Origin of the sequence: Sphingomonas sp. So64.6b (assembly GCF_014171475.1) — a bacterium.
In the GTDB taxonomy this organism is placed as follows: Bacteria; Pseudomonadota; Alphaproteobacteria; order Sphingomonadales; family Sphingomonadaceae; genus Sphingomonas; species Sphingomonas alpina_A.
In genome coordinates, this window is sequence record NZ_CP048817.1 from 1272318 (window position 1) to 1288985 (window position 16668).

At 64.3% G+C, this 16668-nt stretch carries 13 protein-coding genes and 1 tRNA gene; 8 read left to right on the top strand and 6 right to left on the bottom strand.

Annotated features, from left to right (window positions below; genetic code table 11):
- Positions 1-8: 8 nt before the first annotated feature.
- The 3 genes from G4G27_RS06090 to G4G27_RS06100 all read left to right on the top strand — a co-directional run bounded on the left by G4G27_RS06090 (position 9) and on the right by G4G27_RS06100 (position 6265).
- The gene (locus tag G4G27_RS06090) at positions 9-2051 is read left to right on the top strand and encodes a S9 family peptidase (RefSeq protein WP_183113645.1); all 2043 of its coding nucleotides are present in this window, start codon (positions 9-11) and stop codon (positions 2049-2051) included.
- 75 nt (positions 2052-2126) lie between these two features.
- Positions 2127-4817 carry a valine--tRNA ligase gene (locus tag G4G27_RS06095; RefSeq protein ID WP_183112516.1) on the top strand — a complete coding sequence of 897 codons (2691 nt, stop codon included), beginning with the start codon at positions 2127-2129 and terminating at the stop codon, positions 4815-4817.
- Positions 4817-6265 carry an MATE family efflux transporter gene (locus G4G27_RS06100; RefSeq protein WP_244624574.1) on the top strand — a complete coding sequence of 483 codons (1449 nt, stop codon included), beginning with the start codon at positions 4817-4819 and terminating at the stop codon, positions 6263-6265. Before G4G27_RS06095 ends, G4G27_RS06100 begins: the two co-directional genes overlap by 1 nt.
- 3 nt (positions 6266-6268) lie before the next feature.
- Here G4G27_RS06100 and G4G27_RS06105 read toward each other — a convergent pair whose 3' ends face one another.
- Positions 6269-7099, bottom strand: a complete 831-nt coding sequence (locus G4G27_RS06105) for an SIMPL domain-containing protein (RefSeq protein ID WP_183112517.1) — start codon at positions 7097-7099, stop codon at positions 6269-6271.
- A gap of 124 nt (positions 7100-7223) precedes the next feature.
- On the bottom strand, positions 7224-8102 hold the full coding sequence (locus G4G27_RS06110) for a diacylglycerol kinase family protein (RefSeq protein ID WP_183112518.1): 879 nt from the start codon (positions 8100-8102) through the stop codon (positions 7224-7226).
- 103 nt (positions 8103-8205) lie between these two features.
- Here G4G27_RS06110 and hemB point away from each other — a divergent pair, with 103 nt between their 5' ends.
- Genes hemB through G4G27_RS06130 form a run of 4 tightly spaced genes read left to right on the top strand, consistent with a single transcriptional unit; the run spans position 8206 to position 12485 of the window.
- Positions 8206-9198, top strand: a complete 993-nt coding sequence (hemB, locus tag G4G27_RS06115) for a porphobilinogen synthase (protein ID WP_183112519.1) — start codon at positions 8206-8208, stop codon at positions 9196-9198.
- Positions 9195-9731 (top strand): GNAT family N-acetyltransferase, encoded by a 537-nt coding sequence (locus G4G27_RS06120; protein WP_183112520.1) that lies wholly within the window; start codon positions 9195-9197, stop codon positions 9729-9731. The genes hemB and G4G27_RS06120 overlap by 4 nt, the downstream gene beginning before the upstream one ends.
- Positions 9728-10267 (top strand): GNAT family N-acetyltransferase, encoded by a 540-nt coding sequence (locus tag G4G27_RS06125; protein WP_183112521.1) that lies wholly within the window; start codon positions 9728-9730, stop codon positions 10265-10267. The genes G4G27_RS06120 and G4G27_RS06125 overlap by 4 nt, the downstream gene beginning before the upstream one ends.
- A complete protein-coding gene (locus G4G27_RS06130) occupies positions 10260-12485 on the top strand; it encodes a fused MFS/spermidine synthase (protein ID WP_183112522.1) in 2226 nt (741 codons plus the stop codon). Before G4G27_RS06125 ends, G4G27_RS06130 begins: the two co-directional genes overlap by 8 nt.
- A 1-nt stretch (position 12486) precedes the next feature.
- Here the strand turns inward: G4G27_RS06130 and G4G27_RS06135 are convergent, their stop codons facing one another.
- Positions 12487-13008 (bottom strand): hypothetical protein, encoded by a 522-nt coding sequence (locus G4G27_RS06135; protein ID WP_244624575.1) that lies wholly within the window; start codon positions 13006-13008, stop codon positions 12487-12489.
- A gap of 85 nt (positions 13009-13093) precedes the next feature.
- Between G4G27_RS06135 and G4G27_RS06140 the strand changes: the two genes are divergently transcribed.
- Positions 13094-13170, top strand: a tRNA-Arg gene (locus G4G27_RS06140).
- 25 nt (positions 13171-13195) lie between these two features.
- On the opposite strand, the gene G4G27_RS06145 is transcribed toward G4G27_RS06140, so the two are convergent.
- The 3 genes from G4G27_RS06145 to G4G27_RS06155 form a co-directional block, all read right to left on the bottom strand.
- Complete coding sequence (locus tag G4G27_RS06145; protein ID WP_183112523.1) at positions 13196-14860, bottom strand: cyclic nucleotide-binding domain-containing thioredoxin-disulfide reductase; 1665 nt, start codon at positions 14858-14860, stop codon at positions 13196-13198.
- Positions 14851-15819 (bottom strand): magnesium/cobalt transporter CorA, encoded by a 969-nt coding sequence (corA, locus tag G4G27_RS06150; RefSeq protein ID WP_183112524.1) that lies wholly within the window; start codon positions 15817-15819, stop codon positions 14851-14853. The genes G4G27_RS06145 and corA overlap by 10 nt, the downstream gene beginning before the upstream one ends.
- 99 nt (positions 15820-15918) lie before the next feature.
- Positions 15919-16668 (bottom strand): 3'(2'),5'-bisphosphate nucleotidase CysQ, encoded by a 750-nt coding sequence (locus G4G27_RS06155; protein WP_244624682.1) that lies wholly within the window; start codon positions 16666-16668, stop codon positions 15919-15921.

Genomic DNA, 16668 nt, shown 5'->3' on the forward strand with positions numbered 1-16668 from the left:
GTCGCGCCATGAAGATCATCCTGTCCGCGAGCGTGATCGCGCTCGCCGCCGCCGCTGTTCCCGCAGCCGCCCGTCAACTGACCATCGACGATGTAACGATGCTGTCGCGCGTCTCGTCGCCCGATGTGTCAAGCGACGGCCGCTGGCTGGTCTGGCAGCAGCGTGAGACCGATCTGGCGGCCGATCGCGGTCGATTCGACCTGTGGCGGCTCGACCTGAACAAGAAGAACGCGAAACCCGAGAAACTCGCTGCCGAAGCCGACGTCAACGAAACCGCGCCGCAATTCTCCGCCGATGGCACGACGATCTATTTCCAGTCCGACAAGGGCGGCGACGACGCGATCTGGTCGATCGCGGTCGGCGGCGGCGAACCGCGCAAGCTGACCGGTTTTCAGGGTGGTTTCGGCGGCTTCAAGGTCGCACCGACCGGGGACAAGATCCTGGTCTGGGCCGATCGTCGCCCCGGCGCGCCGAGCCTTGCCCCGGCGATGGTCAAGAAGGACCCCAATGCCGGCGCGGCGCGGACCTATGACCAGATGTTCGTGCGGCATTGGGATACATGGGCGGACGGCACCCGCTCGCAATTGTTCGTCCTCCCGCTGACCGCCGATGGCGCGCCCGGCGACGGCACTGCGATCGAAGGCACGCTGGTCGGCGACACACCGTCCAAACCCTATGGCGGCGGCGAGGAAGTGGCGTGGAGCCCCGACGGCAAGACCGTCTATTTCGCGTTGCGCGAGGCCGGTCGCACCGAACCGCTCTCGACCAATCTCGATATCTTCGCCGCGCCCGCCGACGGATCGACCGCGCCGGTCAATCTGACCGACGCCAATGACGGCATGGACAATCTGCCCAATGTCTCGCCCGATGGCCGCAGTCTCGCCTATTTCGCGATGAAGCGTCCGAAATACGAAGCCGACCGGCAAGTGCTGATGCTGCGCGATCTCGCCACCGGGCAGACGCGCGCGCTGACCGAAAGCTGGGACCGTTCGGTCGGCTCGATCGCCTGGGCGGCGAACGGCAAAACCCTCTATGTCACGGCCGACGATACGCAGGAAACGCCGGCCTTTGCAGTCGACGCGGCGACCGGCAAGGTCACGCGCCTGACGCAGCTGGGGCATGTGTCGGGTGTCGTGCCGACCGCCAAGGGTATTGTCTTCGCGCTGAACAGCCTGACCGCACCGGACGATTTCTGGCTGCTCTCGGGCAGGAAGACCACGCGCCTGACCTCGGTCAATGCCGGCAAGCTCGCCGGGATCGACATGCCGGCAGTGACGCGCTTCAGCTTCACTGGGGCGAACAACGACACGGTATGGGGTTATGCGGTGAAGCCCGCCGGCCTCGCGGCCGACGCCAAGGTGCCGGTCGCCTTCATGGTCCATGGCGGACCGCAGGGGTCGAGCAACAATAGCTGGTCGTACCGCTGGAACCCGGCGGTGTTTGCTGGCGCTGGCTATGGCTTGGTCGCGGTCGATTTCCACGGCTCGACCGGTTACGGTCAGGGTTTCACCGATGCAATCCGCAACAATTGGGGCGGCTGGCCGCTTGAGGATCTGCAAAAGGGCCTGGCCGCCGCGACGACCAAATTCGGCTGGCTGGATGGTGACAATGCCTGCGCGCTCGGCGCCTCTTATGGCGGCTACATGATGAACTGGATCGAAGGGCAATGGCCCGATCGCTTCAAGTGCATCGTCCAGCATGACGGCGTGTTCGACGCCCGCGCCATGGCCTATGAGACCGAGGAATTGTGGTTCGACGAATGGGAACATGGCGGCAAAGCCTATTTCGAGGACCCGGCCGCGTACGAAAAGTGGAACCCGGTCAATTACGTCGACAAATGGAAGACCCCGATGCTGGTGATCACCGGCGAAAAGGATTTCCGCATTCCCTATACGCAAGGCCTGGCCGCCTTCACCGCGCTGCAACGGCGTGAGATTCCATCGCGGCTGGTGGTCAATCCGAACGAGAATCACTGGGTGCTGAAACCGAAGAACAGCCGCCAATGGTATGGCGAGGTACTCGGCTGGATGGATAAATACACCGCGAAGTGACTGTTTCTCCCCTCCCGCAAGCGGGAGGGGAATGGCTTGTGTCGGACGGTTTCCCCCCGCTAAAGCCGCCACACCATGACCGAACTTCCCAAAACCTTCGACCCCGCCGAAATCGAATCCCGCTGGTACGCCCATTGGGAGGATAAAGGCCTGTTCCGCCCCGATCGCCCCGGCGCGGAGCCCTGGACGATCGTCAACCCGCCGCCCAATGTGACGGGCAATCTGCATATCGGCCATGCGCTCGACAACACGCTGCAGGATATCCTCGCGCGTCACGCGCGGCTGAAGGGCAAGGATGCGCTCTGGGTGGTCGGCACCGACCATGCCGGCATTGCAACGCAGATGGTGGTGGAGCGCAACATGGCGCTGCATCAGCAGAAGCGCACCGACTTCACGCGCGAACAATTCGTCGAGAAAGTGTGGGAGTGGAAGGCGGAAAGCGGCGGGATCATCACCCAGCAATTGCGCCGCCTCGGTTGCTCGATGGACTGGAAGAACGAGCGTTTCACCATGGATCCGGGCTTTTCCAAGGCCGTGCTCAAGGTGTTCGTCGATCTTCATAACGAAGGCTTGCTCTACCGCGACAAGCGCCTGGTGAACTGGGACCCGGGTCTCGGCACAGCGATCAGCGACCTTGAGGTCGAAACGCGCGAGATCAATGGCCAGTTCTGGCATCTGCGCTATCCACTGGAAGACGGTTCGGGTTTCATCTCGGTTGCGACGACGCGCCCGGAAACGATGCTCGCCGATATGGCCGTCGCGGTGAACCCGACCGACGAACGCTATATCGCGCTGATCGGCAAGAATGTGAAGCTGCCGATCACCGGCCGGCTGATCCCGATCGTTGCCGACGAGCATGCCGATCCCGAACTCGGCTCGGGCGCGGTGAAGATCACGCCGGGTCATGACTTCAACGATTTCGAAGTGGGCAAGCGCGCCGGGTTCAAGGCCGGCGACATGCTCAACATGCTCGATGCCAAGGCACAGGTGCAGCAGACCAGCGACGGGTTGATCCCCGCCGATCTGATCGGCCTGACCACGGCGGAAGCGCGCAAGCAAGTTGTCGCGCGGCTGAAGGCGGGCGGATTCCTCGTTCCGCACATCGACAAGGAAGGCGTGGAGCACGAGTCCGAACCGCGCACGATCCAGACACCTTATGGCGACCGCTCGGGCGTGGTGATCGAGCCCTGGCTGACCGACCAATGGTATGTCGATGCGGCGACGCTCGCGAAACCGGCGATCGAGGCGGTCAAGTCCGGCGCGATCAAGATCGTGCCCAAGACCTGGGAGAAGACCTTCTTCAACTGGATGGAGAATATCCAGCCCTGGTGCGTGTCGCGTCAGCTGTGGTGGGGGCACCGTATCCCGGCATGGTTCGCCGAGGATGGCCGCATCTTCGTCGCCGAGGACGAAGCCGGCGCACAGGCGCTGGCGGGTGAGGGCGTTGCGCTCACTCAGGATAGCGACGTTCTCGACACATGGTTCTCTTCCGCGCTGTGGCCCTTCGCGACGATGGGCTGGCCTGACGAAACGAACCCGACCTTGCACGGCCGCTATCCCAATGATGTGCTGATCTCCGGCTTCGACATCCTGTTCTTCTGGGATGCTCGGATGATGATGCAGGGGCTGCACTTCATGAAGGATGTGCCGTTCCGGACGCTGTATCTACATGGCCTAGTTCGTGCCGCGGACGGGCAGAAGATGTCCAAGTCGAAGGGCAATACGGTCGATCCGCTCGGCCTGATCGACCAGTACGGCGCCGATGCGCTGCGCTTTTTCATGGCGGCGATGGAAAGCCAGGGCCGCGACATCAAGATGGATGAGAAGCGGGTCGAGGGCTATCGCAACTTCGCGACCAAGCTGTGGAACGCCGCGCGTTTCTGCCAGTCGAACGGCATTGCCGCGAGTACCACGCTCGAAGCGCCCAAAGCTGAACTGGCGGTCAATCGCTGGATCATCGCCGAGACGATCCAGACCGTGCAGGCGGTCGATCTCGCATTGGTCGATTACCGTTTCGATGGCGCTGCCAATGCGATCTATCAGTTCGGCTGGAGCCGCTTCTGCGATTGGTACATCGAACTGATCAAGCCGGTGCTCGGCCAGATGGACGCGCCCGCGTCCGGTCCCGAAGCGGACGAGACGCGCGCCGTGGCCGGCTGGGTGCTCGACCAACTGCTCGTGCTGCTCCATCCCTTCATGCCCTTCATCACAGAAGAGCTGTGGTCGAAGATGGGCCCACGCAACACCGACCTGATCGTCGCGAAATGGCCGATGGCCGATGCGCGCTCGATCGATCCGGCAGCGAGCAAGGAAATCGACTGGCTGATCCGTCTGGTCAGCGAAGTCCGCGCCGCACGCAACGAACTCAACATCGCGCCCGGCGCGCGGATGAAGCTGCATGTCCGTGACGGCTCCGCCGCGACCTTCGATCGCCTCGCGCGGCAGACCGCCGTGCTCGGTCGTCTCGCCCGGGTCGATTATGTCGCGGGTGAGCCGGCGCCGGGCGGCGCGATCCAGATCGTGGTCGATGAAGCGACCTATATCCTGCCGCTCGAAGGCGTAATCGACCTCGACGCCGAACGCGCCCGCCTGACCAAGGGCATCGCGGCGGCGGAGAAGGAACGCGATGCGCTCGCCGGCCGGCTCGGCAATGCGAGCTTTGTCGAACGGGCGAAACCCGAGGCGGTCGAAAAGGCCAAGGCGGACCATGCCGACAAGGCAGCGGAAGCCGAGCGGCTGGCGGCGGCATTGGGACGACTGGGTTAGTGGCGACACGCCCCGGCCAGCGTGACCTGACGACGGGGCCGATCCGCCGGACGCTGCTGCTGTTCGCGCTGCCGACGCTCGCCTCGAACATTCTGCAGACGCTCAACGGCGCGATCAATTCGGTCTGGGTCGGCCGCTTCCTGGGTGAAGGTGCGCTGGCGGCGACTTCCAACGCCAACATCATCATGTTCCTGACCTTCGGCGCAGTGTTCGGCTTCGGCATGGCGGCGACGATCCTGGTTGGGCAGAGCGTCGGCCGGCGCGATATCGAAGGTGCGCGACGCGCGTTCGGGTCGGCGGTCGGCCTGGTCGTTGGTGGCGCCGTCGTCATCTCGGCGCTGGGCTGGATTTTCGCGCCCGAAATCCTGCATCTGCTCGCCACACCGGGCGATGCGATGCAATTGGCGCTCGATTATCTGCGCGTCATCTTCCTCGGTCTGCCCGCCTCGATGCTGCTCGTCCTGCTGACCATGGGGCTGCGTGGAACGGGCGATTCGATGACGCCCTTATGGTTCATGGGGCTGACCGCGCTGCTCGACACCGTGCTCAACCCGCTGCTGATCATCGGCGTGGGCCCGTTCCCGGCGCTTGGCATCGCGGGCTCTGCGCTGGCGACGCTGATCGCCAATCTGATCTCGGTCATCGCCTTGCTCTTCTATATCTACCGTCGCGACTTGCCGATCCGGCTGCGTGGTCAAGAGCTTCGTTACTTGCTGCCGGAGGCGGCACTGGTGCGTACGATCGTCGCCAAGGGCCTGCCGATGGGCGCGCAGATGCTCGTCATGTCGACCGCCGGCCTGACCATGGTCGGGCTGGTCAACCGGCTCGGCGTGGATACCGCCGCGGCCTATGGCGTCTCGCAACAGCTTTGGGGCTTCATCCAGATGCCGGCAATGGCGATCGGCGCGGCGGTCAGCGCGATGGCGGCGCAGAATATCGGCGCGGGCCGCTGGGACCGCGTGGCGAGCATCACCAATGCCGGGCTGCTGACCAATTTCGTTCTGACCGGCGCAATGGTCGTCGCGGTGATCCTGTTCGACCGGCCGGTGATGGGGCTGTTCCTCGGCGATCACAGCCCCGCCTTGCCGATTGGGCGGCATATCCAGCTGATCGCGAGCTGGAACTTCGTGCTGTTCGGCATGACCATGGTGTTCTTCTCGACCGTGCGCGCCAATGGCGCGGTATGGGCGCCGTTGCTGTCGCTGATCATCGCGCTTTATCCGGTGCGCATCGGTTTCGCGATCTTCGCCCAACCCTATCTTGGTGCGGACGCGCTGTGGTGGAGCTTCCCGATCGGCTCGAGCGTCACGCTGATGCTGGCCTTTCTCTATTACCGCTATGGCGGCTGGAAGCGCGGTATCCTCGCGGTGCCGCCCGATCGCGAAGAAACGGGTGAGGCGGCACACGCCACGACCGAACCCGCGGGCCGGCAACACCCGACGGGTTGAGCTTTATTTGTCGAGCGCGAAGGTGACGGTCAGCCGGGCGTTCGTCACCACCGGGGTCGGCGTGATATCGACAATGATTGGGGGTGCCAGAGCCTGGGCTGCATACCCGTCACTCGACCCTATGTCAGACATGGTCATGGAATCCCGGCCGGCGCTGTCCTCCACCGAAATGATCGGGCCAAGGTTCGCGCCCGACGCCGATGCAATGGCTTCCGCCTGAGCCTGGGCACGGCGCATCGCGTCTGCGACCGCCCGGCGCGACGCGCTGGCTTCATCGCGCAGGGCGAATGTCTCGACCGTCGCTTGGTTCGCACCAAGTCGCCCGGCAAGTCCAACCGCCGTGCCCGCATCCTTCACTGACGCGAGCAATACCGTCGCTTCGATCTGGGCAATGCGGCCAATCACCTTGCATGGCCCTTTTGTCGGCGCCGTGTTTCCCTGCGACGCAACCGCGTTGGCCTCGGCTTCGAGCTGATCGGCCGCGGCCTCAAGCTGATCGGCGATCATCTCTGGGTCGGTCGTGTCGAAGAACATTCCGTTGCCGCAATCGCCCGAACGGACTTCCCTGATCGCGATCGAACCGGTGCGGACATCCATCTTTGGATCGAGCGAGCGCAATCCGCTGAATACTGCTTTCTGCTTTTCAGCGAGCGCGCTGACGGCGGCATCGGGCGTTTTCCCTTCGCCGTGAAGGCTGAGTCTCAATGTCGCGACATCGGGCGGCGTCTCGACTTTCCCCACGGCTGAGACGATGATTGATGCCGCTGGCCGCGTTTGCGCCAGCGCGGGCGCTGATAGCATCGTTGCGATAATGAATGCAGATTTGATCGTCATCACGTCCCCCCTTATTAGTTCAATCATGTTATAACATAACTTAATACGACCGACTGTAAAGGCTGGCAACTATGACGGTGCAAAGATGGGACGCCATCATATCGCAACTAAATTCGATCCCGCCTCAAACCGGCACCATCACCTCGATAATGCCGGCGGCGACCTTCGCCGTCACCGGCGTCTTCGCCAGCAACTCGCCGTCGATCGAAATCGGCAGCGGTGGCTCGGTATGCAGTTTCAGCGATGTGCCGCTGATTTCGACTGTTGTTTCGTGCCGTACGTCGAGCCGCAGCACGCTCGCCGCCCAGTTCTTGATCAACCGGCGCTTCACATGGCCGGTCACCGCCTGGACGACGATCACGCCGTTATCGACCGCCGCCTGATCGTTCAGCTCGGTGCCGCCATGATAGGGGCCGTTGGAAATACGCACTTCGACCGCCGCGATCCGCCGTTCGTCCCGACCTTCGCCGACGATCAGTGTGAACGGCTTGAAATGGAGAAACTCCCACGCCGCCCAACCGAGATAACCGACCCGTCCGAGATATTTCTTCAACCCGTGCGGCACGCTGCGCGCGATCTGCGGCGCAATGCCGATCGCCGCGCAATTGGCGAAATAATCGCCGTCGATCATGCCAAGATCGATCCGCTTGAGCCGGCCGCCTGCGATGACCTTCACCGCGCCTTCGATATCGAGCGGGATGCCGAGCGTGCGCGCAAAGCTGTTGGCGGTCCCGAACGGCAATACCGCGAGCGCGGTGCCGGTCCCGACAAGCTTGTCGACGAGGCCGCTGATCGTGCCGTCCCCGCCACCCAGGATCATCAGATCGGGCTTTTTCGCCAGCGCACGATCGATCGTCGCGTCCAGTTCGTCCGGATCCTCGACGGCATGCGCATCGACTGGAAAGGGCAAATCCTTCATCGCCGTACAGGCGCGTTCGAACAGCGCCCGGCCCTTGCGCGATCTGGCATTGACGATCATCGCGGCGGAACGGATTCGGGACATAGAGGAGGCTGACTTTCGCAGTGATTGTCGGCCCTAACGCACCGCATGCGGTTTCGACCCCGTAACGCTTGCGCGGTCGGGCGCGATCAACCACAAGCGCGGCATGTCCGCTCAATACCCCGCACTCCGCTTGCGTCGCACCCGCGCTTCCGCCTGGAGCCGCCGGCTTCATGCCGAAACCGTGCTGACGCCCGCCGATCTGATCTGGCCGTTGTTCATCGCCGAAGGGCAGGGGGTCGAGGAACCGATCGCGTCGCTGCCCGGCGTGTCGCGCTGGTCGGTCGACGCGATCGTCGCGCGTGCCCACGAAGCGCGCGATCTCGGCATTGCCTGCCTTGCCTTGTTTCCCAATACGCCGCCGGGCTTGCGCACCGACGACGGCCGCGAAGCACTCAATCCGGACAATCTGATGTGCCGCGCGATCCGTGCGATCAAGGATGCGGTGCCCGATATCGGCGTGCTGACCGATGTCGCGCTCGATCCCTATACCGCGCATGGCCATGACGGGCTGGTCGATGAGGCGGGTTATGTGATCAACGACGCGACTGCCGAGGTGCTGGTCGGCCAGTCGCTCAATCAAGCCGCGGCCGGCGCCGACATCATCGCACCGTCCGACATGATGGACGGCCGCATCGGCCTGATCCGCGAAGCGCTCGAAAGCGCCAATCACCACAACGTCCAGATCATGTCCTACGCCGCCAAATATGCGAGCGCCTTTTACGGGCCGTTCCGCGACGCGGTCGGCTCGCGCGGACTGCTCAAAGGCGACAAGAAGACGTATCAGATGGACTCGGCCAATGCCGAGGAAGCACTGCGTGAGGTCGCGCTCGATCTTGCCGAGGGCGCCGACAGCGTGATGGTCAAGCCGGGCCTGCCCTATCTCGACATCATCCTGCGCGTGAAGGCGGAGTTTCAGGTACCGGTCTTCGCGTATCAGGTGTCCGGTGAATATGCGATGATCGAGGCGGCGGTCGCGGCCGGTGCGGGCGAACGCGACGCGCTGGTGCTGGAAACGCTGATGGCGTTCAAACGCGCGGGCTGTTCGGGCGTGCTGACCTATCACGCGGCGCACGCGGCGCGCCTGCTGCGCGCATGATCGAGACCGAACGCCTGATCCTGCGCTGGCCCTTGCCCGCCGATCATGCCGCGCTGCATGCGATGTGGGCCGACCCGGCGGTGATGATCGACCTCGGCCCGCTCAAATCGCCGGTCGACAGCGACGCGGCGCTTGCGCGTCATGCCGGATATCGGGACAGCCATGGTCTCGGTTTCTGGACCGTCGAACTGCGAGAGGATGGCAGCGTGATCGGATTTTGCGGATTGAAGCCCGGTGCCGAGAACACGCCGGCCGAAGGCGAGGTTGAGATCGGCTGGATGCTTGCCCGGCCCTGGTGGGGCAAGGGCTATGCGGGGGAAGCGGCGATGGCGAGCCTCGATTGGGCCTGGGCCAGGCTGGCCGTACCGCGCGTGGTCGCGATCACGGCGGCACGCAACCTGTCCAGCCAGCGGCTGATGCAACGCCTCGGCATGACCAGGCGCGTCGAGAATTTCGAGCATCCGGCCTTTCCCGAAAGCGATCCGCTGCGTGATAGCGTGATCTTCACGATCGACCGCCCGGTAGCGCCGTGATCACGACCGAACGCCTGATCCTGCGGCCCTATGCGGCGCGCGATCGTGCCGCGTTGCGTGAGCAATGCGACGATCCGGAGGTCATGCGCTTCTTGCTCGCGGTGCCGGATGATGACGCGCTCGACACGATGATCGACCGAATGGCCGGTTATCTGCTCGATTACGGCTTCACTTTCTGGACCGTCGAGCGGCGCAGCGATGGTGCGGTCATCGGTGTGTGCCGGCTGAAGCCCGGTGCGCCCGGCACGCCGATCGCGGACGAGGTCGAGATCGGCTGGCGCCTGTCGCGCGACTATTGGGGGCAGGGCTATGCGCGCGAAGCGGCGCAGGCAAGTCTCGACTGGGCTTGGGCGAATACCGACGCGCGCACCGTCGCCGCGATCACCGTGCCCGATAATCAGGCCAGTTGGCGCCTGATGGAACGACTGGGCATGCATCGTATCGCCGATGGTGATTTCGATCATCCGCTGGTCGAAGACGGCAGTCCGCTCAAGCGCCACATCCTCTATCGAATCGAACGCCCCAATCATGGCTGATTTCAACGCGCCGGCGCGCCGTGCGAGGCTTTTGTTCGTCGTTGCGATCCTGTCGGGCTCGTTTCTGCTGTTCCTGGTCCAGCCGATGGTTGCGCGCATGGCCTTGCCGCGGCTCGGCGGCGCGCCCGCCGTGTGGAACTCGGCGATGCTGGTCTATCAGGCGCTGCTGCTCGGCGGATATGCCTATGCCCATTGGCTCGGGCGCGTCAGCCCGCGTCGCCAGGCCGCGATCCATCTGGCCGTGCTACTCGTCGCTGGCTTGTGGTTGCCGATCGGCCTGATGTCGATGCAATTACCCGCCAATGCACAGCCGGCGGTCTGGGTGCCATGGCTGCTCGGCGCTTCGATCGGACCGTTGTTCTTCGCCATCTCGGCTCAAGCGCCGCTGCTGCAGCGGTGGTTCAGCATTTCGAGCAAGGGCGGGGATCCGTATGCGCTCTACGCCGCCTCGAATTTCGGCAGCTTTGGCGGGCTGATCGCCTATCCGCTGCTGGTCGAACCGGAACTCGCTTTGCATGGACAAAGCATAATGTGGAGCGCGGGCTATGGGCTGGTCGTGATCCTGGTCGCGGCGTGTGCACTGACATTGCCGAAGGGCGCGGCGACGATCGCAGAGGGGCCCGTCGCGGCAAGCGAACCGCCGGCACGACGCCGGATTGCGCTGTGGATCGCGCTGGCGCTGGTGCCGTCGGGCCTGATGCTCGCCACCACGACCTATATCACCACCGATGTCGTCGCCATGCCGTTGCTCTGGGTCATGCCGCTCGGCCTTTATCTGCTGAGTTTCACGATCGCCTTTGCCGCCAATCGTACCTTTGCGGATATCCTGACCCGCATTGCGCCGGTCACGATCCTGCTATTTGGTGGCATATTGGCCGGCGGATACCAGGAGCGCCCCTATCTCAACGCCGGCATCGCGCTGATGCTGTTGTTCATGACCTCGGTTGCGCTGCACACCGCGATGTACCGGTTACGGCCGGCACCCGACCGGCTCACCGGCTTCTATCTCGCAATGTCGGTCGGCGGCGTGCTTGGCGGTGTGTTCGCCGCGCTGATCGCGCCTTTGGTGTTCGACTGGACTTATGAATATCCGCTGCTGATCCTGGCAGCGGGTGTGCTGGTGCCGCAATCTTTCCTGATCGATCCGGTGCGGCGCATCTGGCACGGGACTGTGCAACGCCAACGTATCATCACACTGGCTATCGCGCTGGTGGTGGCAATGCTGCTGCTCGGCGTGATCAGCATGTCACTTGCTGCCGGCGCCGATGGCAAGCCGACGCCGCCGTTCGTATTCCTGATCATCGTCCTGCTCGGCCTTATCGCCACCGGCGTACGCCGCGCGTTCGTTATCGTGCTGGCCGGGGCGCTGGTCGTCTTTGGCGGCTATCGCTCGATCATGATCTCGTTGGAGCCAGATGCTCGGGTGCGGAGTTATTTCGGCGTCTATACGGTGCGTGGCAACCCGACGATGCGTCAGCTCTCGCATGGCACCACAGTTCACGGCACGCAGCTGATCGGCAGTGAAACACGCGAGCGTACGCCGACGGCTTATTATGTCCGCAATTCGGGCGTAGGACAGGCGATGATGGCGTTGCCGACGCTGTACGGCGACCACGCCCGTGTCGGGGTGGTCGGGCTCGGTGCGGGGACGCTCGCTTGTTATGCCCGGCCCGGGCAGGATTGGCGCTTCTACGAAATCGACCCCGTCGTCGTGCGCATCGCGCGAGACACCGGCCAGTTTACCTTCCTGTCGCGCTGCCTGCCTGATCCGAAGGTCGTGATCGGTGACGCCCGGCTCAACCTGCTCGCCGAACCGACCGGAGGACTGGATATCCTCGCGCTCGATGCGTTTTCGTCCGATTCGGTGCCGATGCATTTGATGACGCGCGAGGCGTTCGACACCTATGGCCGCGTGCTCGCACATGATGGCGTGCTGCTCGTCCACATTTCCAACCGATTCCTCAATCTCGAACCGGTCGTGTCGTCGGGCGCGGTCGCTGGCGGCTGGAGTGCGGCGAAACTGGTCTATTATCCGGGCAAGAACGGCGGCCCGGCGGAAACCGGTTCGGCGTGGATCGCGCTGTCGCGTGATCCCGCGACCATCACGACATTGAAGGCGCGCGATGCGGCCTGGGCGCCGGTGCCGCGTTATCCGCATTTCACGCCCTGGACCGACGATTATTCGACGATCCTGCCGCTGGTGAAAGGTCTCCGGTAGATCAGGCTGCGGGCATCGAGGCCTGAATTGTCCCGATCCTCGCCGTTTCCATGTCCAGCTCGGCCTGCGCCGCCGCGCGCGCGGTTTCGAGCGCGGGGTAGGGCGGCTTGCCCTCCGCGGCGCGCGCTATCGTCGCATCTTCGAGTTCGGTCAGCGCTGCGGATGCAGTGGCGCGGAACACATCCAGTTCGGCCAGCGCGCTCTGCGCGTTGAGCCAGCGATCGCTGCCCACCGGCTGGCCCTGCGCTGCCTTGGCCAGCGCCTCGGCCTTGGTCGCGCCGATCGCGAAGTCCTTCTTCGCGCCATCGAGGCTGGCGACCGTAACGGCAATGCGCTTGTCCAGCGCCGGATCGGGTTCCGCCGTCGCGACCGGCGCGACAGGCGGTTCGGCATCGCTGCGCGATTCGATCGGTCGCGGCAGCAGCGACGGGTAATGCATCGCTCGCTGTTGGGCGCAGCCCGAAGCGGTCAGGGCGAAGCCGGCAAATGCGGCAAGGCGAAGCGTCGTTTTGGGGTGCATCATCACTTATTGCTCTATGCGTCGCATTCGTCGTGCGCAACGCACTTGCGCCGCGCGGATCATGCCTCTATCAGCCCCCTTCCAGTGCGCACCCGTAGCTCAGCTGGATAGAGCATCAGACTACGAATCTGAGGGTCGGGCGTTCGAATCGCTCCGGGTGCGCCAATTTTTCCTTGGCGAAAATAGACGGTCAATTGTCCGCCAGATACTGGTGGATCTGGGCTACGACGGTCGCGCCTTCGCCGATCGCGCCGCCGACGCGCTTGACCGATCCCGCCCGCACGTCACCGATCGCGAAGACGCCCGGCACGCTGGTCTGCAGCGTCAGGACGTTCTGCCCCGTCGCGACGAAGCCCTTTTCGTCGGGCAGCACCGCGCACTCGCCAAGCCACTCGGTTGCCGGATCGGCGCCGATGAACAGGAACAGGTTGCGGATCGGCGCTTCGGTGGTTTCGCCCGAATCGCGGTTGCGCCATGACACGCGTTCCAGTCCCACCGCGCTGCCTTCGAGCGCGACGACTTCGGTCCGGCTCATCAATTCGATTCGCGGATTGGCCGCGATGCGGTCGATCAGATAACGCGACATTGTCGCGGCGAGCCCGTCGCCGCGCACCATCATGCGCACCTTGGCGGCGTGGCCCGCCAGATAGACCGCTGCCTGACCCGCCGAATTGCCGCCGCCGACCAGGATCACTTCCTGCTGGCTGCAGAATTGTGCTTCGACCGGCGACGCCCAATACCAGATGCCGCGCCCTTCGAACTCTGCCAGGCGATCGAGATTGGGCTGGCGATACCGCGCGCCCGAAGCAATCACGACACTGCGCGAGCGATAGATCCGGCCGTCATCGATATGCAGACGGTGAATCCCGTCCGCATCGCTGCATTCGAGCGTCTTGACCTGCGCGGGAATGGCGATCTCGGCGCCGAATTTCTGCGCCTGGACGAAGCCGCGCGCGGTCAGTGCCAGACCGGTGATGCCGGTCGGGAAACCGAAATAATTCTCGATCCGCGCACTCGCGCCCGCCTGGCCGCCAAAGCCGCGCGCATCGAGCACGATCACCGACAGGCCTTCGGACGCGGCATAGACCGCGCTGGCCAAGCCTGCCGGACCGGCGCCGACGATCGCGACGTCATAGACGCACCCACAGTCGGGCGTGCCGATCATGCCCGTCGCCCTGGCGATATCGGTGTCGGTCGGGTTTCGCAGGACCTGGCCGTCGGGCAGGATCGCCAGCGGCCAATCCGTCGCCGCGGGATGAAGATGCGCGACGATGTCCGCCGCCTCGTCATCGCTCGCCGGATCGAGCGACCGGAAGGGCAAGCCGTTGCGGCGCAGGAAACCCGCAAGGCGGATGCGCCCCGGGTCGTCGCCCGGCGCGATCAATATAGGCCCGCCCGCGGCGGTGTCGATCAGGCTGGTTCGGCGCAGGATCAGCGCGCGCATGATCCGCTCGCCGAGATCGGCCTCCGCGACGATCAGCGCACGTAAATCGGCCGGTTTGAGGATCAGTGCCTCAACAGGCTCGGCCGCGTCCGCGTCGACCAGGGCGGGACGACCGGACAGGCTGGAGATTTCGCCGATCAGCGATCCAGCGCCATGGTCTACGATGGGGCTGACATGGCCCGCGCCGTCGTGCTGGACGATCGATACGCGCCCCGACAGCACGACCATCAGCCCAACGCCGCGATCGCCCGTCGCGAAGAGTCGCTCGCCCGCTTGAAACGCGCGCCGCCCGCCAAAACGGGCGACACGGGCAATGTCGTCTGCCGAAAGAATGGGGAACATCTGCTCGCGGCGCTGTACCGAAACGGGGGCCGGCGTCGCGTCGCCAGGATCGTCGGGCGTTACAGCCATTTCACGCGCCGGAACTGGGCATAAAGGGCGGTGCAGAGCGTCAGGATCACCCCGACGGTGATGAAATAGCCATATCGGGTCTTGAGTTCGGGCATATATTCGAAATTCATGCCGTAAATGCCGGCGATCGCGGTCGGCACGGCAAGGATCGCCGCCCAGGCCGCGAGCTGGCGGGTGATCGCACTCTGGCGCTGCTGTTCGAGCAATGTGCTCACTTCGAACACCGATGTCAGGACGTCACGCAAGCCGCCGGTCATATTCTCGACCCGCCGGACATGATCGAGCACGTCCTTGAAATACGGCTTGGTCTCGACATCGATGCACGGCACGTCGAGATTGAACAGCTTGCTCATGACCTCGCCCATCGGGCCGATGATGCGCTGGAACCGGATCACCTCGCGGCGCAAGGTGAACAATCGTTTCGTATCGTCATGCGAGAGTGACGCGTCGAGCGTCTGCGTTTCGATCTCGAGCACCTCTTCCTCGATCGTTTCGACGATCGGCAGGTAACCATCGACGATGAAATCGAGAATGGCGTGGAGCACATAATCGACGCCGTGACGGAGCAAATTGGGTGCGGCCTCGAGATGCGCGCGCAGCTCGCTATGCGCGCGGGCGGAGCCGTGACGGACGGAAATGATGTGGTTGGGGCCGACGAAGATCGAGGTCTCGCCATAATCGATCTTGTCGCCGGTCAGATGCGCGGTGCGCGCGACGACGAACAGCTGGTCGCCATAGATATCGATCTTGGGCAGTTGGTGCTTGTTCTGCGCGTCCTCGACCGCGAGCGGATGCAGGCCGAACTTTTCCTGCAGCGTCTCGAGTTCGGCATCGGTCGGTTCGTAGAGACCGATCCACACAAACTCCTTCTTGTCGCCATTGCATGGCGTCGGCTCGTCGATGGAGATCGGCTGGATGCGCTTGCCATCGCGGTAGAGAAAGGCGGCGACTACGCTCACTTGCACCTCGTTCGACGTGGGTTGGCGTGGAAGTAGCAAAGCCTGCGCAAAACGTCTCGCTCCGAAATGCGCTCAGGCGATGGCTGAAACCGGTTCGCCTCAGTCCAGATCGGCCTCCCGGATCGCCGTGAGAACGCTTTCGGCGAGCTCCGCGCGGCAGATCAGCAGATCGGGGAGCAGTGGGTTGAGGCAATTGTAGACCAGTGCGCTGCCGTCGATCCGCGAGGCATGCAGCCCGGCGGCCAAGGCAACGGCCACGGGCGCGCAATTGTCCCATTCATACTGGCCGCCGGCATGGAGGTAGATGTCGGCGCGGCCCTCGACCACCGCCATCGCCTTGGCGCCGGCTGAACCCATCGGGATCATCTCGGCATCGAGCGCGGCGGCAACCGCCACCGCGACCGCCGGCGGGCGCGATCGGCTGACCACCATGCGCGGGCGGCCCGAGAGCGCCGGGTAAGCCGGTGGCGCATCGTCGGTGACGAAGACTTTATGCGAGGCGGGCAGCGCGACAGCGCCCGTCACCGGCGCGCCATCGATCGCTAGGCCGATATGCACCGCCCAATCATCGCGTTCCTCGGAAAATTCGCGTGTCCCGTCGAGCGGATCGACCACCCAGACGCGCCGCGCCGAACATCGCGCCGAATTGTCGGCGGCTTCTTCGGACAGGATGAAGTCGTCGGGGCGCGCGGCCTTCAGATGCGCGATGATCGCGGCATTGGCCTGCACGTCGCCGCGCTTGCCCAGCGTCGCGCCCGAACAATCGCCGGTGGCGCAGAGCTTGCGGAGCAATGCTCCCGCTTCGAGCGCAACGGCGCGGGCGAGTTCGGCATCGGTCTGGACAGGCAG